The 17,429-nt window shown below is 35.6% G+C and carries 22 protein-coding genes; 13 read left to right on the forward strand and 9 right to left on the reverse strand.

What is annotated here, in order from left to right; all coding sequences use genetic code 11:
- The first annotated feature begins 57 nt into the window (after window positions 1-57).
- Window positions 58-1,344, forward strand: coding sequence for a pyridoxal phosphate-dependent aminotransferase (locus LF845_RS07760; protein WP_242820442.1), 1,287 nt, complete (start codon window positions 58-60; stop codon window positions 1,342-1,344).
- Here the strand turns inward: LF845_RS07760 and LF845_RS07765 are convergent.
- The 9 genes from LF845_RS07765 to rplU all read right to left on the reverse strand — a co-directional run bounded on the left by LF845_RS07765 (window position 1,341) and on the right by rplU (window position 8,515).
- Window positions 1,341-2,027, reverse strand: coding sequence for a septal ring lytic transglycosylase RlpA family protein (locus LF845_RS07765; protein ID WP_242820443.1), 687 nt, complete (start codon window positions 2,025-2,027; stop codon window positions 1,341-1,343). The genes LF845_RS07760 and LF845_RS07765 overlap by 4 nt on opposite strands.
- Window positions 2,020-3,081: a tRNA 2-selenouridine(34) synthase MnmH gene (mnmH, locus tag LF845_RS07770; RefSeq protein WP_242820444.1), complete on the reverse strand. Its 1,062-nt coding sequence runs from the start codon at window positions 3,079-3,081 to the stop codon at window positions 2,020-2,022. The genes LF845_RS07765 and mnmH overlap by 8 nt, the downstream gene beginning before the upstream one ends.
- Window positions 3,081-3,974 (reverse strand): selenium metabolism-associated LysR family transcriptional regulator, encoded by an 894-nt coding sequence (locus LF845_RS07775; protein WP_242820445.1) that lies wholly within the window; start codon window positions 3,972-3,974, stop codon window positions 3,081-3,083. Before LF845_RS07775 ends, mnmH begins: the two co-directional genes overlap by 1 nt.
- A gap of 401 nt (window positions 3,975-4,375) precedes the next feature.
- Entirely contained in the window at window positions 4,376-5,857 is a 1,482-nt protein-coding gene (locus LF845_RS07780; RefSeq protein ID WP_242820446.1) for a leucyl aminopeptidase family protein, read from the reverse strand.
- Window positions 5,858-5,872: 15 nt separating this feature from the next.
- Window positions 5,873-6,382 (reverse strand): peptide deformylase, encoded by a 510-nt coding sequence (gene def, locus LF845_RS07785; RefSeq protein WP_242820447.1) that lies wholly within the window; start codon window positions 6,380-6,382, stop codon window positions 5,873-5,875.
- Window positions 6,383-6,422: 40 nt separating this feature from the next.
- Window positions 6,423-6,857, reverse strand: a complete 435-nt coding sequence (locus LF845_RS07790) for a DciA family protein (protein WP_242820448.1) — start codon at window positions 6,855-6,857, stop codon at window positions 6,423-6,425.
- The gene (gene obgE, locus LF845_RS07795) at window positions 6,841-7,857 is read right to left on the reverse strand and encodes a GTPase ObgE (protein ID WP_242820449.1); all 1,017 of its coding nucleotides are present in this window, start codon (window positions 7,855-7,857) and stop codon (window positions 6,841-6,843) included. The genes LF845_RS07790 and obgE overlap by 17 nt, the downstream gene beginning before the upstream one ends.
- A 69-nt stretch (window positions 7,858-7,926) precedes the next feature.
- On the reverse strand, window positions 7,927-8,190 hold the full coding sequence (gene rpmA, locus LF845_RS07800) for a 50S ribosomal protein L27 (protein ID WP_242820450.1): 264 nt from the start codon (window positions 8,188-8,190) through the stop codon (window positions 7,927-7,929).
- Window positions 8,191-8,200: 10 nt separating this feature from the next.
- Entirely contained in the window at window positions 8,201-8,515 is a 315-nt protein-coding gene (gene rplU, locus LF845_RS07805; RefSeq protein ID WP_242820451.1) for a 50S ribosomal protein L21, read from the reverse strand.
- A gap of 158 nt (window positions 8,516-8,673) precedes the next feature.
- Between rplU and LF845_RS07810 the strand changes: the two genes are divergently transcribed.
- The 12 genes from LF845_RS07810 to coaD are packed head-to-tail and all read left to right on the forward strand — an operon-like array spanning window position 8,674 to window position 17,330.
- Window positions 8,674-9,180: a YceD family protein gene (locus LF845_RS07810; RefSeq protein WP_242820452.1), complete on the forward strand. Its 507-nt coding sequence runs from the start codon at window positions 8,674-8,676 to the stop codon at window positions 9,178-9,180.
- Between the two features lie 26 nt (window positions 9,181-9,206).
- Window positions 9,207-9,389, forward strand: coding sequence for a 50S ribosomal protein L32 (rpmF, locus tag LF845_RS07815; RefSeq protein ID WP_242820453.1), 183 nt, complete (start codon window positions 9,207-9,209; stop codon window positions 9,387-9,389).
- Window positions 9,390-9,394: 5 nt separating this feature from the next.
- Entirely contained in the window at window positions 9,395-10,477 is a 1,083-nt protein-coding gene (gene plsX / locus LF845_RS07820) for a phosphate acyltransferase PlsX (protein WP_242820454.1), read from the forward strand.
- A gap of 14 nt (window positions 10,478-10,491) precedes the next feature.
- Window positions 10,492-11,466, forward strand: a complete 975-nt coding sequence (locus LF845_RS07825; protein WP_242820455.1) for a beta-ketoacyl-ACP synthase III — start codon at window positions 10,492-10,494, stop codon at window positions 11,464-11,466.
- A gap of 7 nt (window positions 11,467-11,473) precedes the next feature.
- Window positions 11,474-12,394, forward strand: a complete 921-nt coding sequence (gene fabD, locus LF845_RS07830) for an ACP S-malonyltransferase (protein ID WP_242820456.1) — start codon at window positions 11,474-11,476, stop codon at window positions 12,392-12,394.
- A complete protein-coding gene (fabG, locus tag LF845_RS07835; protein WP_242820457.1) occupies window positions 12,395-13,138 on the forward strand; it encodes a 3-oxoacyl-[acyl-carrier-protein] reductase in 744 nt (247 codons plus the stop codon).
- Between the two features lie 30 nt (window positions 13,139-13,168).
- Entirely contained in the window at window positions 13,169-13,405 is a 237-nt protein-coding gene (gene acpP / locus LF845_RS07840) for an acyl carrier protein (RefSeq protein ID WP_242820458.1), read from the forward strand.
- A 45-nt stretch (window positions 13,406-13,450) separates the two neighbouring features.
- Entirely contained in the window at window positions 13,451-14,689 is a 1,239-nt protein-coding gene (gene fabF / locus LF845_RS07845; RefSeq protein ID WP_242820459.1) for a beta-ketoacyl-ACP synthase II, read from the forward strand.
- Window positions 14,682-15,365 carry a ribonuclease III gene (rnc, locus tag LF845_RS07850; RefSeq protein WP_242820460.1) on the forward strand — a complete coding sequence of 228 codons (684 nt, stop codon included), beginning with the start codon at window positions 14,682-14,684 and terminating at the stop codon, window positions 15,363-15,365. The genes fabF and rnc overlap by 8 nt, the downstream gene beginning before the upstream one ends.
- Window positions 15,366-16,403 (forward strand): radical SAM protein, encoded by a 1,038-nt coding sequence (locus LF845_RS07855; RefSeq protein ID WP_242820461.1) that lies wholly within the window; start codon window positions 15,366-15,368, stop codon window positions 16,401-16,403.
- Entirely contained in the window at window positions 16,339-16,848 is a 510-nt protein-coding gene (locus LF845_RS07860; RefSeq protein ID WP_242820462.1) for an RsmD family RNA methyltransferase, read from the forward strand. The genes LF845_RS07855 and LF845_RS07860 overlap by 65 nt, the downstream gene beginning before the upstream one ends.
- Entirely contained in the window at window positions 16,845-17,330 is a 486-nt protein-coding gene (gene coaD, locus LF845_RS07865) for a pantetheine-phosphate adenylyltransferase (protein ID WP_242820463.1), read from the forward strand. The genes LF845_RS07860 and coaD overlap by 4 nt, the downstream gene beginning before the upstream one ends.
- Window positions 17,331-17,429: the final 99 nt, after the last annotated feature.

Raw genomic sequence — 17,429 nt, forward strand, 5'->3', positions numbered from 1 at the left:
GACTTTTTTCTCAAAATAAGTAAATGTCGACAATCGACAATTTAAAAGGAGATTACAATGGGGCTATCAAACATCAATCTTAATTTAAATGTAAGAGGTTTGCCTGTATCGGCAACTCTTGATATTAATGAAAAGAGTAATAAACTCTTGGCAGAAGGGAAACAGATTTACAAATTTGGACTGGGTCAATCGCCATTTCCCGTTCCTCAGGTTGTTGTAAACGAGCTGAGAAATAATGCACACCAAAAAGATTATCTTCCTGTGAGAGGGTATCAGCCCTTAAGAGAAGCTATCGCAAACTATTTAAATAACGCTCATAATCTAACTTTCTCAGGGGATGATATAATTGTAGGGCCGGGCTCGAAAGAGCTAATGTTTATAATACAGCTTGTGTATTATGGGGATTTGCTTATCCCTACTCCAAGTTGGGTATCTTATGCTCCTCAAGCTGAAATTATTGGAAGGCATGTTTATTGGCTTAAGACTTCTGAAGATAATAAATGGCTTTTAACTGCTGAAGAGTTGGATAAGTTTTGCAGTAGTGATGCTACAAAACCAAGAATATTGATACTAAACTATCCAAATAACCCTACTGGTTTGACATATACTAAAGATGAACTCAAATCTATTGCTGAGGTTGCAAGAAAATATGGCATTATTGTTTTATCTGATGAAATTTACGGTGAGACTCACCATGATGGGAATCATTACTCAATTGCAAAGTATTATCCAGAAGGCACTATAATTAGTACAGGTTTGAGCAAATGGTGTGGTGCCGGAGGTTGGAGACTTGGCACATTTGCTTTTCCTAAAAATTTAAGATGGCTTCTTGATGCTATGGCCGTTGTTGCAAGTGAGACATTTACTTCAACTTCTGCTCCTATTCAATATGCTGCTGTGAGAGCATTTCAGGGTGGTATAGAAATAGAAAGATATCTTTGGAATTCAAGGAGAATTTTAAAAGCTATCGGGAGTTATATGCATGAAAAGTTTATAAGTACAGGGATATCTGTAGATAAGCCTGAGGGTGCTTTCTATATGTTTCCAAGTTTTAAAAACTTTGCGGACAAATTAAAAAGTAGATCTATTTTAAATAGCAGTCAGATGTGTTCGCAAATTCTTGAAGACACAGGTGTAGCAATATTACCGGGCTCTGCTTTTGGCAGACCATCTGAAGAATATACTGCAAGGCTTGCCTATGTTGACTTTGACGGGGCAAAGGCGATAGCTTCCGTAGAAGTATTGGCTAAGGATAAAGAGCTTGATATAGAATTTTTAGAAAAAAATTGTGAAAAAGTTATAATTGCAACAGAAAGACTTTGCGACTGGTTTAAAAGTCTTTAATCAGCCACAATAAATGCTTGAGGGTACTTGTAAGATAATGTTCTTAAGGTATCCTCAGCTTTTTTTCTGCTGTTGAAACTTCCTACCCAAACTCTATAAAAGTTATCATTATTAACAAAAGCCTTTCTTATTACGGCAGAATCAAAGTTATTCTTTGATCTTAAAGCATTTTTATAATTTTTAAATGAGCCGACTTGTATGTAAAAAGTCCCTTTATCAAGGTCTACTGATTTGCCGTGATAAACATAATTATTAGGATTTTCACTTAGAAGCTCAATTTTTACTTTTGCAAGCCCTTTTCCTGCAAAACCAAGCTCTTCAGCACCTTTATATGACAAATCAATTATTCTACCTTTGATAAAAGGGCCTCTGTCGTTAATTCTCACAACAAGCTCTTTACCATTTTCAAGATTTTTAACTAATACCATCGAACCTAATGGTAGTGTTTTGTGTGCCGCAGTGAGGTCGTACATATTAAATTTTTCTCCTGTTGCGGTAAGTTTACCATGCTCCTCTTTACCATACCATGAAGCAAGTCCATATTGTTCAAACTCTTTAACTTTTTGCAAAGGGTAATATTTCACCCCTCTTATGACATATGGTCTGCCGTAAACTGCCCCTTCATAATCGCTTCTTGGCGGAGTTTTTTGAACCTTTGTGGCACATGCTACAAAGTTAAGCAACAGAGTGAAAATTATTAATTTCTTTATAAAGTTTAATAAGTTCATTTGCCGTACCCTCAATATTTGAAAGCTTTATTTGGTAATCAAAATTTTCTTTAATACCGTTTTTATAAAGTGGGTCATAATAATTTATCATTATTTCTTTGGTAAAGGCTTCAAAGTTTTTCTGGTTTAAAAAACTTGTCAAATTTTCAAATGTCTTTTTTTCCAGATATCTTTTAATATTCTGCAGTGAGTTTAATATCTCCTTTTCGTACAGCTGAGGCTTGTATGTTTCTATAGCAAAATTTACCCTAAAATTTATGTCAGCATCAATATAGATTTTGTATGCACTTTTAATTTTATCAAATAGACTGTTTGGAATAGTTACTTTGCCTATTTTCTTACTTTCACCTTCCACAAAATATAGATTACTTTTATTGTTATACATACTGTAAAATATCTCTGATTCAAACTTTTTTTGTGTTATAAAAGGGTAGCCATCCTCCCCTATATGTCCAAAGGCTGAGCCCTTATGCCTTGCACACTCTTCAAAATTTATCACAGGATACCCTTTTTGACTGATACATTTTAAAATTTCCGTTTTTCCTGAACAAGTAGGGCCAAAGAGTGTAATAAACTTAATGTTTTCGTCTATATTGATAAAATATTCTGAAACAAATTTTCTAAAAGACTTGTAGCCGCCGACAAGCTTTGATACTGAAATGCCTGCAAGTCTTGCGAATGTAACTGAAGCTTCACTTCTAAGCCCTCCGCGCCAACAGTAAATGACTACAGGCTTTTTGAGTTGATACACTTTATGTATTGTTTTTATAAATTCTGGAAGTTTTGGTGAGACAATCTCTACTCCTCTAAGCTTAGCCTTATCAGGCCCTTCATTTTTGTAAATTATCCCAATCTCTTTCCTTTCCTCATTATCCAACAAAGGTATATTTATTGCGTTTGGAATGTGGTCTTCCAAGAACTCTCCGGGAGATCTGACATCAATAAGGCTAAAATTATCAAGGTCTTTTTCTAAAATTTCATCTATTGTTAATTGTCCTTTAACTCCCATTAATTTTTATCTTTTAATGCAAAATCAATAAATTGCTTAAGTAGTTTTTTATTAGATTTTTTCTTACTGTATACGAGGAAAATATCCTTTTCTACCATAAGGTCGGTTATGGTTATCCCTTTTATTTCATTTGAACAAATCTCTTTTTGTATAGCCATTTCACTCATAAAGCCGATACCTAATTTACTTTTTATCCCTTGAATTACCGCATGTGTTGTTCTGAATGTGGCTACAGAATTCAGACTGTCAAAGTCATACCCTTTTTGTTTTAGAGCTAATTCCACTGCTGCTCTTGTTCCTGAACCTATATCTCTTACAATGAAAGGCTCGCCCATAATTTCGTCTAAAAATATACTATCCCTTGTGTAGAAAGGGTGCCCTTGGTAGACACCAAGTACTATTTTATCTTTTATAAATAATTTATATTCCAAATCTTTTTTAGGTATTTTTCTTGTGACAAGGGCAAGATCCAATACCCCGTCAGCAACCCTTTGAACCATAGTATGAGAGTTTCCAACATCGAAAGTATAGTATGTCTTTGGAAATTCTTTTTTAAATTCACTCAATATCTTAGGTATTACTATTTCGGATATAATTGTGCTTGAGCCAATCCTAAGGCTTCCACTTACTTCATTTAAAAATTCTTTAACAGCTTCATGAGATCTTTCCCTCAAGTCCATCATATCGACCGCATAGGGGAATAAAACCTGTCCTACTTCAGTCAAAACAACCTCTTTTGAAAGCCTGTCAAAAAGTTTCACGTTGAGCTCTTCTTCAAGAGTGTTTATATGGGTTGAGATTGTAGGCTGGCTTAATAGTAATTTTTCCGCCGCTTTTGAGAAAGATTTATACTTTGCTACATATACAAAGGCTTCAATTTGTTTAAAATCCATAAGCGCCCCCTTTTGAATGAGGATATAATAGATTATTGAAAAAATCAATAACAGAGTTTTCTGCCATCACCCCTGAGTTTTTTCTACTCTATACTTTAGTTATAAGTGTTGAGTATTAAGTGTTAAGCCTCTGAAATCTTTAAACCCTTATAACCTTTATAGCTTATGTTTACACAATTTATTCCTTATAAAGAATCACCATTCACTGCTCCCTGTTCAATTTACAAGATTTTACTTATAAACGGTCAAAATCAATTAAAAATCAACATCCAAATTTAGAACTATGTAAACAGGTGGGATGTAAAAAATCGTTTTTGACATAAGTATGACAGAAAAGTGGACGTGGCTGATAAAGGCTCATGTGAAATTATACACAGGGGCTAATCAGCCACCATATTTATTTAATTAATGTTATCCAAAAAATCATAAAGTAGTCTGATACCAAACCCGGAAGCACCTTCACCATAAAAAGGATGCTTTTCTTCAATAAATGCAGTACCAGCAATATCAAGGTGAACCCATGGAGTATTTTCAACAAATTCATTTAAAAACAGAGCTCCAATAATTGTCCCTGCTTCACCCTTTCTGGTAGAGATATTTTGTAAATCAGCTATTTTACTTTTTATTCTTTTTTTATAATCTTTATAAAGGGGTAGCATCCAGACATCTTCACCTGTATATTCCGATGATTCCATTATACTTTCTGCAAGCTCATCATCGTTTGCAAAAAAAGCCGCACAATGACTTCCCAAAGCTACAACACAAGCTCCCGTTAATGTAGCAAGGTCAATAATTGTGTCAGGTTTTTCTTCAACAGCTACACTCAATGCATCGGCCAAAATAAGTCTACCTTCCGCATCAGTATTTAACACTTCCACAGTCTTACCTGATTTAGACTTTATTATATCCCCCGGTCTGTATGCAGAATAGCCGATGGTATTCTCAACAAGAGGGATATAAAAACTTACGTTGATCTTTTTATTAAGTTCATTTAAAAGTTTGGCTATTCCAAGAGCAGTGGCAGCTCCTGCCATATCTGTTTTCATGGTTTCAATATGTCCTGTAGGCTTAAGGTTTGTACCGCCAGAGTCAAAAGTAACACCTTTGCCAACTATTGCAATGTGGTTATTACTTTTTGAGTTGCCCTTGTAGTATATCTTAAGGAGTGCAGGTCTGTTTTTACTCCCTGCACCTACGGTATATATAAGGTTCAGACCTTCTTTTTTTAAATCTTCATCTTTAATTATTGTTATTGTACACTTATCTAAATTTAGCTTTTGAGCTACCTGGCAAAATATTTCAGGGGTGAGCTCATTTGCCGGCGTATTTATTAAGTCTCTCGCAACATAGATAGAGCTAATTATTTTTTCTACTTCATTTAGCATTGATGATATTTCTTCGTTATCCCTTTTAATTCTCGTATAAATATTGATTTGGACGTTTTTATATTCAAATTCAGGTTTTGATTTATAAGTGTTAAAGCTATATAAACCGTACCCCGTCCCTTCGAGAAGAAGTTTTGTAAATTCTGTATAGTTTTTCTTGCCAAGAGTATCTTCAATCATAACAAAAGAAGATGTATTCATTTTGTTTGATTTTATATATTCGCCGTACAGAAACCCTAATTTCAAAAGATCTTGGACTTCAAAAAGCTTGGGTAGAGTGCCTAAAACAAGCTTTATAGGACGTTTATTTTTGGTCAAAATTATTTCTTTTATCTTAGGTTCGTCGTTTGATAAGAGTTCATCTGAAAGTAGAGTTTTGATTGTTTCGCAATCTTTTTTGTTAAAATATTTGTTTATTATCTCAAAGTTATCTATAACAGTTAAGAATACAGCTTCACAGGCTGCAAAAGAATTTTTATCAATTATGTTAAATTTCATATCTCCTCCAATTTATTAACTATTTTGCATCTTTAATTTTTTCTTTATTCGCTTTTTTATAAATTCACGCTTTAAAGGACTTATTTTATCTATAAAAAGCACGCCGTCAAGGTGGTCGATTTCATGTTGAAATGCCCTTGCAAGTAATCCGTCTGCTTCCAATATCTGCTCTCTACCATCCGCATCAAGAAATTTTACAGTAATTTTTTCAGCTCTTTTAACGTCAGCATATTCTTGAGGCACACTCAAGCACCCTTCTTCACCTTCGCATTCCCCTTCCATATGTATAATTTCAGGGTTGACTATTTTTAAAAGCCCACTTCTTTCTTCAGGCCCGGTTATGTCTATCACTATAACTCTTTTATTAACTCCAACCTGAGGTGCAGCAAGACCAATCCCAGGTGCTTCATACATAGTCTCTGCCATATCATCAAGGAGTTTTTTAATCTTATCATCAATTTCTTTTACAGGCGTACTTTTTTTCCTTAAAACTTCGTCAGGAAAAGTTTTTATTTCAAGAATCATTATTTACCTCCACTTTAAACAGTATATAGCTAAATTAGAATTATTCAAGAAATAAGCTTTCTTCATAAGAATAATTCTTAAAATATGCAGTCAGTGTATTTTTTATTTTTTCTTTTAGTTCATTGTCTTCAATGCTGTTTACAATCCTTTCTATTATCTTGTTTTCTTTATCAGTTAGCTCTCTAAAAGATTTTTCTTCTTTTTCAAACTTCTTATACTGTACAAAGAATTTTATGTCCATTATGCCAAATTTTTCAGGAATCTTCTCTAAAATATCATCTTTAAAAAAACTTAGCTCATGTTGCCACATCGGGTCAAACACCATGACATTTAATATTTTTTTGTTAAGTCTTACAGGTAACGTTATTTTTGATATCTGCTCACCAACAATCTTTTTCCACAGACTATTTAGTTCAATAATAGTATTTACATTTTTAGAAAAAGTATTATCGAAAAACTCAGACAGTCTCTTCATTATTGAAATTTATAATATTTTCCTCGATTAATGCAATAAGATTATCAGTGTGTTTACGAGTTATCGAAGATATTTCCACATAATTGTTATCTAACTTGTTATCTTTGATAAATTTCTTAAACTCTTTAAGGTTTTCCTCGTTGACGGCATCAATTTTAGTAGCAACAATGACCTCTTTTTTTTGGAAAAGTTCCATAGAATATTTTTTAATTTCATTTCGTATTATTTTGTATCTCTCAATCATAGACTGTTCGTCAGATGAGTCAACAAAGTGGACAAGTAGCTTAGTTCTTTCCATATGTTTTAAAAATCTTATTCCAAGTCCTACCCCTTCATGCGCACCTTCAATAAGCCCCGGCATATCAGCCACCACAAATGAATGTAATTTCTTGCCTCTTACAACTCCAAGATTCGGATGAAGCGTAGTAAATGGGTAATCAGCTACTTTTGGTTTTGCAGCTGAAACTACTGAAATAAAAGTTGATTTACCGGCATTAGGAAACCCTATAATACCAACGTCGGCAATAAGTTTTAATTCTAAAATAAGTGAAAGTTCCTCACCTTTTTCACCGTCTTCAGCATATCTCGGTGCTCTTTGAGTTGGGGTAACAAATGCCATATTTCCCCTGCCGCCTCTTCCACCTTTGGCAATAATTTCTCTCTGGCCGTCGAGTGTAATATCAGCGAGGATTTCATCAGTTTCCATATTTTTTATTAAAGTGCCAAGTGGTACTTTGATAATGAGGTCTTGACCATTTTTGCCGTTTTGATCTTTTCCTCTACCGTGTTCGCCTCTTTCTGCTTTGTAAATATGAAGATAGTTCAGGTCAAAAAGGGTGTGTTTTGATTTATCCCCTTCAAAAATTATATTTCCTCCGTTGCCTCCATGCCCGCCATCCGGACCGCCGCGGGGGACATACTTTTCTCTACGAAAACTAACACAACCGTTCCCGCCATCTCCACCTTTTACTTTGATTTTAATTTCATCGATAAATTTCATACTTCCTACTATAACAAAAAACCCCTCTTTGAAAAGAGGGGTTTTCAAATTTTAGATTAATTTAAACTATTAATTAGCAGCTTCAGTGTAAACAGATATAAATTTACCCTTTCTGCCTTTATCTTCAAATTTTACAAGCCCATCTGTAAGTGCAAATAGTGTGTAATCTTTTCCACAGCCTACATTTACGCCAGGTTTAAATTTTGTTCCTCTTTGCCTTACAAGGATATTACCGGCTTTAACAACTTGTCCCTCAAATCTTTTTACACCAAGTCGTTTACTATTACTGTCTCTACCGTTTCTGGTACTACCACCAGCTTTCTTATGAGCCATTTATATCCTCCTAACCAACTTTAATATCTTTTATTCTAACTTTTGTAAGATACTGTCTGTGCCCCTGTTTCTTTTTATAATCTTTTCTTCTTTTTCTCTTGAAAACAATTATCTTTTCCCCTCTTGTTTGTTCGATTACTTCAGCCTCTACCAAAGCACCTTCAACAACAGGATTTCCAAGCACAAGTTCACCATCTTTTGAAACAGCAAGTACATCACTAAAGTTAACAGCAGCACCTTTTTCTGCTTCTAACTTCTCTACCTTAATAATATCGCCAGGTTTAACAGTAAACTGTTTCCCGCCGGTTTTTACTATCGCAAACATTTTCGACCTCCAATTTAAGCACAATCTTAGGGAAGAAGTCATATAACAGCATTAGATGCCTAAGTCAACAAAAAAGTTGCCTTTATTCAAAAAATCCGTTATTGACAATTACTGTACATTTAATTATAGTGCTTCGCACTTTTTTCTAAGGTGGATTAATGCGTATTTACTTTGAACAGATCCCTGAAGAGGGTAAGAAATTTAGTTTTGAAAAGAGATTTAGTGTTGATGATACAGATTATGTTGTTGAGTCTTTTGAAGGTGTTATATACCCTGCAGGGGATGGTTACCTGTTGGATTCAACTTTAAAGATTAAAATAAGTGATATATGTGATAGGTGTCTTGAGAGGTTTGAAGAGTCTTTTGACGAGAGAATTACCCTTGAGATTGTAAAAAGCAAGAATAATGATGAGGAAAAAGAGGTTGAGCTTAGTGACGAAGACGTTGGTTTTTATATTGTCGAGGAAAATATTATTGACCTTGAGCATATAGTTATGCAAGAGTCGGTTTTGCTGAGGCCTGTAAAAAGGGTGTGCGGTGAAGATTGCAAGGGTATTTGTTCAGGGTGTGGTGCAAATTTAAACATTGAAAGTTGTGAATGCAAAGAAGATATTGATGATAGATGGAAAGCGTTGGCTGACCTGATGCAGAAGAAGCAAAAATAAGTTACATATAATAAAGGAGAGATAATATGCCAAATCCAAAGGGAAAAAGTTCAAGATCAAAAAGAGGCGCAAGAAGAAGCCATATCAAGGCTACAGTGATGGGGTTTGCAAAATGTGATAATTGTGGTGAGTTGAAGCTTACTCACAGGGTTTGCCCATCATGTGGACACTATTCTAAAAAACAAGTTTTAAAAACAGAAGAAATTTAATCTGAATGAGAATTGTTGTTGATGCAATGGGGGGCGATTTTGCCCCCACTGAAGTGATTAGCGGAGCCGTTGAATCCATAAGGCAGTACGGGTACAATATTGTACTCGTAGGTGATGAAAGGCTTATAAATAAAGAGTTGTCTAAATACTCAAAATCAGATAGGGACAAGATATTTGTTGTTCATACTGAAGAGGCTGTGACCATGGAAGACAGCCCTTCGCAGGTAGTCAGAGGAAAGAGAAACTCATCCATTCACATAGCGTTAAAGATGCTTAAAAATGGGGAAGCCTCAGGTTTTTTCAGTGCCGGCAACACCGGCGCCATTATGGCTATCTCCAAACTTTTTTTACGAACTATTGAGGGGGTCGATAGGCCGGCAATAGGGGCAGTCCTTCCTACAATGAAAGGGCATACTGTAATGCTCGATGTTGGGGCAAATGTGGATTGCAAACCGATACATTTTCTCCAGTTTGCAATTATGGGTTCTGCTTATGCAAAAATAGTACTTAATATTGATGACCCGACTGTAAAATTGCTTAGTATCGGTGAAGAAGACGTAAAAGGGAATGAGCTTACAAAATCAGTTTTCAAACTTTTACAAAATTCTGAAGGTATAAATTTTAGAGGAAATGTTGAAGGTAAGGAGATTTTTAAAGGTGTTTGTGATGTAATTGTGTGCGATGGTTTTGCTGGCAACATTGCTTTAAAGGCAAGCGAATCTGCTGCAGGATACATTTCAAAACTTTTAAAAGAGGAGTTGACAAGGAATTTTGTTTCCAAAATAGGTGCGCTCCTGGCAAAAGGAGCTTTTGATAGAATAAAAAAACATGCCGATTATACAGAATACGGTGGTGCACCCCTTCTTGGGGTAAACGGTGTGGTTATTATAGGTCATGGTAGCTCAAATTCAAACGCCGTTAAGAATGGAATTAGGGTTGCTCATGAACTTGCCGAGCAAAAACTTACTGCTGTTATTGAAAAAAATATTAGAGATGGCTATTCAGCAATGAAAGTTGACAAAGGTGAAAGTTTCTGGAACAATATCAAAGAAAAATTAAAAAAGCTTAATAAAACCGAAGACGATTAAGTAAGAAGGTGTTTATGGTCTACTCTAGAATTACCGGTACGGGATCTTATTTTCCTGAAAAGGTCCTTACAAATGCTGAATTGGAAAAGTTTGTGGATACCTCTGATGAATGGATTACATCAAGAACGGGGATTAAAGAAAGAAGAATTTCCGAGGGTGAAACCACAAGTGATATGGCCTATAATGCTTCTATCGAGGCGATTAAGTCAGCAGGTATTTCAATTAGTGATATTGATGGTGTAATACTTGCAACATGCACTCCGGATTATCTAATCCCTTCTGCCGCGTGTGTTCTTGCTTCAAAACTTGGAGTCAAAACTCCTTATTCTTTTGATATTAATGCTGCCTGTTCTGGTTTTATTTATGCATTAGGAATAGCAGATTCTTTAATAAAGAATAATTTGGGTAAAAACATTTTGGTAGTAGGTGCCGAAAGATTAAGCTCTATAATAAATTGGGAAGATAGAAATACTTGTATATTATTGGGTGACGGTGCTGGTGCCGTTGTGTTGTCAAAAAGTGATGAGCCGGGCATACGCTCTATTTGTATGCAGGCTGATGGTGAATATGCCGAAATCTTAACTTGTAAAGCAGGTGGTAGCAATGCTCTTTATGAACGAGATAGTTTTGATATAGAGTCAAACCTTTTTACTATGAAAGGGAATGAAGTATTTAAGATTGCAGTGAGGTCTATGGCAGAAATAGCTGTTGAGGCTGTAGAGAAAAGTGGTTTATCTTTTAACGATATAGACTTTTTTATCCCTCATCAGGCTAATGTGAGGATTATAGATGCTGCTGCCAAGAGACTTAATCTTGATCATGATAAGGTTATAATAACTTTAGATAAATATGGTAATACATCTGCTGCATCAATACCCACTGCTTTGGATTTGTGTGTGAAGTCAAATAAAATAAAAAGAGGGGACAATGTTGTTTCTGCTGCATTTGGCGGCGGGCTGACATGGGCCTCAACATTTTTTACTTTTTAGGTGATTTATGAAATTGGCTGTAATATTTCCGGGACAGGGGTCACAATACGTTGGTATGGCAAAGGATTTTTATGAGAAGTTTGATAAATCTAAATATATAATTGATAGGGCAAATACTGCTCTTGAGTACGACTTGAAAAAGATAATGTTTGAAGGTCCGGAAGAGGAATTGAAAATTACTTACAATACTCAGCCGGCATTGCTAACAGGTAGTATAGCTATATGGGAAGTGATAAAGGATAAACTTAATCCTGTGGCTTTTGCAGGGCATTCTTTGGGTGAATACACTGCACTTGTAGCAGCGGGAAGTATTAGTTTTGAGGATGCCGTGAGAGCCGTTCATAATAGAGGAAAATTTATGCAGGAAGCTGTCCCTGTTGGTGTGGGGGCTATGGCAGCTGTTCTTGGTGGAGATGTTGATAAGATTGAGAATCTTTGTAGAGCCATATCAGTGGACGAAAAAGTAGTGGAGCCAGCCAATTATAACTGTGATGGGCAGCTTGTTGTGGCAGGTCATGCAGGTGCTGTTGATGAATTTATTTCTAAGATAAAAGAAACCGGAGCAAAAAGAGCTGTAAAACTTCCTGTAAGTGCACCTTTTCACTGCTCATTAATGAAACCTGCTCAGGAGAAGATGAGAGATTATCTTGAAACTGTTTGTATAAAAGATATAGATGTGCCTGTTTATAATAATGTTGATGCTGAGAAAGAAAATAAAATGGAAGTTATTAAGGATGCACTGATAAGACAGGTTTCTGGAGCTGTTAGGTGGACAAGACTTATTGAAAATATGATAGAAGATGGTGTAGATACATTTGTAGAAGTAGGAGCTGGTTCTGTTTTGACCGGACTTGTGAAAAAAATTAATAAGAATGTTAGCGTCTTTAACATTTCTACCGTTGAAGATTTAAATAAACTGGAGAGTTAAATGTTTAAAGATAAAATAGTTCTTGTGACGGGAGCTTCCCGTGGTATAGGAAGGCAAATTGCCATCGATTTTGGAAAGCTTGGGGCTAAGGTCTGCGTAAATTATTCGTCAAATGAGGGCAAAGCTCTTGAAGTTGTCGAATATATTACAAAAGAGGGTGGCATAGCAAAGGCTTTTAAAGCAAATGTTGCCATAGAAGAAGAAGTTATGTCCATGTTCAAGGCTATCAAGGCAGAGTTTGGCCCAGTAGAGATTCTTGTGAATAACGCAGGTATCACTCGTGATGGACTTTTTATGAGGATGAGCGAGAAGGATTTTGATGATGTTATAGATATTAATTTAAAAGGTACTTTTTTGTGTTGTAAAGCAGCAGCAAGAGATATGATGAAAAACAGGTATGGAAAAATTATAAATGTTTCAAGTGTGGTTGGCTTTATAGGTAATATCGGGCAGGCTAACTATGTTTCAAGTAAAAGTGGCATAACCGGGCTTACAAAATCTTTGGCATTGGAGCTGTCGTCAAGAGGGGTGAGAGTAAACGCTGTTGCTCCTGGTTTTATTGATACCGATATGACTACTGAGCTTGCAGAAGATGTAAAAAAAGAGATGTTAAACAGAATACCTCTTGGTTATTTTGGTAAGGTTGAAGATGTATCAAGAGCTGTTTTGTTTTTAGCTTCAAGTGATTCTGACTATATTACAGGTCAGACAATTCATGTGAATGGCGGCATGTTTTTCAATTAAATAAATTAAGAAGAAGACTAGGAGGAAGAAATGGCAGATATTGAAAAGAGAGTAAAAGAGATTATTGCAGAGCAGTTAAGTATTGATGTTGAAGAGGTTAAACCTGAGGCTTCATTTATAGATGACCTTGGTGCTGACTCTCTTGACACAGTTGAACTTATCATGGCTTTCGAAGAGGAATTTGACCTTGAGATTCCTGATGAGGAAGCTGAAAAAATCAAAACCGTTGCCGATGCAATAGAACACATTAAAAAACACGTTGGCTAATTTTTTGGAGGGCTAAATGCCCTCTAAAATAATTTGGAGGACTTAGTGAAGAGAAGAGTTGTAATAACCGGCATAGGGTTACTGACACCCATTGGAGCGGGAATCGATGAAAACTGGGAAAGCATAAGAAATGGTAAGAGCGGTATTGGAACAATTACAAAGTTTGATACTTCGGAATTCCCAGTTCACATAGCAGGTGAAATAAAAGAATTTGATCTAAATGAGTATGTAGATAAAAAAGAGGCAAAAAAATTTGACGATTTTATAGTTTTTGCACTTGTTGCTGCGGAACTTGCAGTTAGGGATTCAAATATTGACTTTTCCAAAATCGACTCAAACAGAGCAGGGGTGATTGTAGGGTCAGGTATTGGTGGTTTTAAAACAATTGAGGATACCCATACTGTTTATGTGGAAAAAGGTAACAGGAGAATTTCACCATTCTTTATTCCTTCAGCAATCATTAATATGGGTAGTGGTGCGATATCTATAAGATATGGTTTGAAAGGTCCAAACAGTAGCGTGGTTACAGCATGTGCTACAGGCACCCATGCACTTGGAGATGCCTTCAAAATAATTCAAAGAGGCGATGCCGATTTAATGTTTGCAGGCGGCAGTGAGAGTGCTATTACACCTCTTGCGCTTGGAGGCTTTGCAAATATGAAAGCACTTTCAAGAAGAAATGAAGAGCCTGAAAAAGCGAGCAGACCTTTTGACAAAGACAGGGATGGATTTGTAATGGGTGAAGGTGCAGGTATAATGATTCTTGAGGAGCTTGAGCATGCAAAGAGCAGAGGTGCAAAAATATATGCCGAAGTTGTTGGGTATGGGTTGACAGGTGATGCATACCACATAACCGCTCCTGATGAAACAGGTGATGGCGCAAAAAGATGTATGCTCATGGCAATCAATGATGCCGGGTTGAAGCCTGAAGATGTTGACTATATAAATGCCCATGGTACTTCTACACCATACAATGATATTATTGAAACAAGAGCAATTAAAAAGGTATTTGGCGAACATGCCTATAAATTGCTTGTCAGCTCTACAAAGTCTATGACAGGTCACATGTTAGGAGCAGCAGGAAGCGTTGAGGCAGCATATACGGCTCTTGCAATATATAATGGGGAGATTCCTCCTACAATAAACTTAGACGAGCCGGATGATGGCTGTGACCTTAACTATGTGCCAAATAAAATGATTAAAAAGGAGATAAAAGTAGGTCTTTCCAATTCTCTTGGATTTGGGGGGACAAATGCTTCAATAATAGTGAAAAAATATGAATGATTATAGTTTTTTGGAGGAGCTCCTAGACTATAAATTTAGTGATAAGGGGCTTCTTTTGGAAGCTTTAACACACAAATCGTATTCTCATGAGCACAAGCTAAGCCGTAATTACGAAAGGCTTGAGTTTTTGGGTGATGCAGTCCTACAGCTGATAGTTACGGAATATCTTGTTGCCAAATATAAGCAGTTTGATGAAGGTATCCTTTCCAAGTATCGTGGATATTTTGTCAGTGAACAGTTTCTCAGTGAGATGGCAAAAGAGATTAAGCTGGGAGATTTTGTAAGACTTGGAAAAGGTGAGGAGCAAAGCGGAGGGAAGGATAAAAGCTCTTTACTATGTGATATTTTTGAATCTCTTGTGGCTGCCCTTTATATCGATGGTGGCTATAACTGTGCAAGAAGCGTTGTAATAAACTTGTCGTCAGATAGAATTGATGAAACTATAGATGGCAACAGATTTATTGATGGGAAGACGGAGCTACAAAAGTTGACTCAAAAAAACTTTGAACAGTTGCCAGAGTACAGAATAGTTTCTGAAAGTGGTCCTGAGCATGATAAAGTCTTTGTAGTTGAAGTAATTATAAATGGTAAATCTATTGCTATGGGTAAAGGTAAAAGTAAGAAAAAGGCAGAGCAGGATGCCGCTAAAAAGGCACTGTATTATTTGCAGAAATAAATGCCGAAGATTCTTCCGGTTTTTATCCCATTTTCTGGCTGTAAAAGCAAATGTGTTTACTGCAATCAGAATATAATTTCCGGTCAAAAAATTGATAATTTGAAGAATGATGTTTTAAAACAGATAGAGTTTCACTTTAATATTTGCTCTGACTGGGATGAGATTTCTTACTTTGGTGGCAGCTTTTCCTGTCTCTCTGAAAGTACGAGAAATTTACTTTATAATATTGCAAAGGAAAAAGGCTTTAAAACTCTTAGATTTTCCACACGTCCGGATTGTTTAAAAGATGAAATGATTGATGAATTCAAGAAAAATTATGTTAAAACAATAGAGCTTGGCGTACAGTCGCTATCTGATGAGGTTTTGGTTAAAAATAATAGGCCCTATAGTGCTTCGACAACTATTGAGTGGATTGATAAATTGCATACTGCCGGGTTTAACGTTGTAGCTCAAATAATGGTAGGGATGTATGGAGAAAACTGGGATGATTTCAAATTCACCGTCGATACAATTGCTGAAAAAAAAGTTAACGGGGTAAGAATTTACCCTACTGTTGTCCTGAATAATACAATGCTAAAAAATCTTTATGATAGCAAAGAGTTTATTCCGCTTGGTTATGAGGATGTTTTTTCAAGACTTATTTACGCATTTGTAAAATTTTCAGCAAAAGGTATAGAAATTTTACGAATAGGTCTTCAGGATAGTGAATCTTTAAAAAAGGATATCGCAGCAGGCTTATATTATCCGGCTTTTGGAGATATGGTAAAAACATTGATAATAATCTGTTATATCAAACAGTTTGGTAAACTTTCGGTCAGAGAGGAAGATATCAAGAAATTGCCAAATTATAAAGGTATTTTAAAAAAATACTTTTCTGATAGAATTTTTTCTGTTAAGAATGAAAAAATCTTTTCTATTAGCAGAATATGTAGAAGTTTGGAGAGTGGGCTAAGTGAGAATAACCGGGGGCAGCTTGAAAGGGAGGTTGTTAGTTTCGCCAAAGAGGTCTGGGGTAAGACCTACGACAGACAGACTTAGAAGCTCAGTTTTTTCTATTCTTGGCAGTAAAATACCTGATTCATACGTTTTAGATTTATTTGCCGGTACCGGGGCGTTTGGTATAGAAGCCTTAAGCAGAGGTGCAAAATTTGTAGCCTTCCTTGATAAAGACACTTCTTGCCTAAAGCAAAGCCTAACCAGCTTAAACTTAAGGGATAACGTAAAGATTTTTACGGGTGATTATAAATCAATATTAAAGAAGATAAGTCTTGACTTTGATATAATTTTTATAGACCCGCCGTATGAAAAATATAAGCCTTCTGAAATACTAAACAGTGTCAAGCATCTGTGCAGAGATAAGACTTTAGTTGTCTATGAAGAAAGAAAATCTTTAGAATTTTCTGATGTGGATGATTTTTTCAAAGAAGTGGACAAAAGAGACTATTCAGATACACAAATAAGGATATATGAGGTTTTGATATGAAAGCAATTTATCCGGGCACATTTGACCCTATGACTAATGGCCATCTTGATATTGTTGAAAGAGGGGTGATAATGTTTGACTCCCTTATAATAGGTGTTGCTGAGAATAAAAGAAAAAAGCCAATGTTTTCAATTGATGAGAGAGTTGAGATGATAAAAAAGTCTGTTTCGCACCTAAAAAATGTTGAAGTCAAGCCTTTCAGTAATCTTCTTGTAGATTTTATGAAAAGCGAGAGGGCCAATATAGTTTTGAGGGGTTTAAGAGCCGTATCGGATTTTGAATTTGAACTTCAGCTCGCCCTTATGAATAGAAAGCTTAATCCTGAATGTGAAACTGTATTTTTGATGCCCAATAAAAAATATATATTTTTAAGTTCCAGTATGATAAGGGAGATAGCAATGTTAGGTGGTGATGTTTGTGAATTAGTCCCGCCTAAAGTAAAAGAATATATTGATATAAAATGTAAAAATGGGTGTATATGATTGTCAAAATTATTAGTTTTTTTATTGATAATGTTTTTTTTACGTGGTAATATTTTAAATATGTTTGAAATTTGATTTTTATGGTTATATAATTGGTTT

The sequence above is a fragment of the Deferrivibrio essentukiensis genome, assembly GCF_020480685.1.
Lineage (GTDB): Bacteria > Chrysiogenota > Deferribacteres > Deferribacterales > Deferrivibrionaceae > Deferrivibrio > Deferrivibrio essentukiensis.

What these genes read in the sequence shown, in the direction of transcription:
- acpP (WP_242820458.1), top strand. Translation starts at nt 13,169, where the DNA reads ATGGCAGATATTGAAAAGAGAGTAAAAGAGATTATTGCAGAGCAGTTA.
- LF845_RS07790 (WP_242820448.1), bottom strand. Translation starts at nt 6,857, where the DNA reads ATGAAGAGACTGTCTGAGTTTTTCGATAATACTTTTTCTAAAAATGTA.
- plsX (WP_242820454.1), top strand. Translation starts at nt 9,395, where the DNA reads ATGAGAATTGTTGTTGATGCAATGGGGGGCGATTTTGCCCCCACTGAA.
- LF845_RS07780 (WP_242820446.1), bottom strand. Translation starts at nt 5,857, where the DNA reads ATGAAATTTAACATAATTGATAAAAATTCTTTTGCAGCCTGTGAAGCT.
- rpmA (WP_242820450.1), bottom strand. Translation starts at nt 8,190, where the DNA reads ATGGCTCATAAGAAAGCTGGTGGTAGTACCAGAAACGGTAGAGACAGT.
- rnc (WP_242820460.1), top strand. Translation starts at nt 14,682, where the DNA reads ATGAATGATTATAGTTTTTTGGAGGAGCTCCTAGACTATAAATTTAGT.
- mnmH (WP_242820444.1), bottom strand. Translation starts at nt 3,081, where the DNA reads ATGGGAGTTAAAGGACAATTAACAATAGATGAAATTTTAGAAAAAGAC.
- rplU (WP_242820451.1), bottom strand. Translation starts at nt 8,515, where the DNA reads ATGTTTGCGATAGTAAAAACCGGCGGGAAACAGTTTACTGTTAAACCT.
- LF845_RS07760 (WP_242820442.1), top strand. Translation starts at nt 58, where the DNA reads ATGGGGCTATCAAACATCAATCTTAATTTAAATGTAAGAGGTTTGCCT.
- rpmF (WP_242820453.1), top strand. Translation starts at nt 9,207, where the DNA reads ATGCCAAATCCAAAGGGAAAAAGTTCAAGATCAAAAAGAGGCGCAAGA.
- def (WP_242820447.1), bottom strand. Translation starts at nt 6,382, where the DNA reads ATGATTCTTGAAATAAAAACTTTTCCTGACGAAGTTTTAAGGAAAAAA.
- LF845_RS07775 (WP_242820445.1), bottom strand. Translation starts at nt 3,974, where the DNA reads ATGGATTTTAAACAAATTGAAGCCTTTGTATATGTAGCAAAGTATAAA.
- coaD (WP_242820463.1), top strand. Translation starts at nt 16,845, where the DNA reads ATGAAAGCAATTTATCCGGGCACATTTGACCCTATGACTAATGGCCAT.
- LF845_RS07810 (WP_242820452.1), top strand. Translation starts at nt 8,674, where the DNA reads ATGCGTATTTACTTTGAACAGATCCCTGAAGAGGGTAAGAAATTTAGT.
- fabG (WP_242820457.1), top strand. Translation starts at nt 12,395, where the DNA reads ATGTTTAAAGATAAAATAGTTCTTGTGACGGGAGCTTCCCGTGGTATA.
- LF845_RS07825 (WP_242820455.1), top strand. Translation starts at nt 10,492, where the DNA reads ATGGTCTACTCTAGAATTACCGGTACGGGATCTTATTTTCCTGAAAAG.
- obgE (WP_242820449.1), bottom strand. Translation starts at nt 7,857, where the DNA reads ATGAAATTTATCGATGAAATTAAAATCAAAGTAAAAGGTGGAGATGGC.
- fabD (WP_242820456.1), top strand. Translation starts at nt 11,474, where the DNA reads ATGAAATTGGCTGTAATATTTCCGGGACAGGGGTCACAATACGTTGGT.
- LF845_RS07855 (WP_242820461.1), top strand. Translation starts at nt 15,366, where the DNA reads ATGCCGAAGATTCTTCCGGTTTTTATCCCATTTTCTGGCTGTAAAAGC.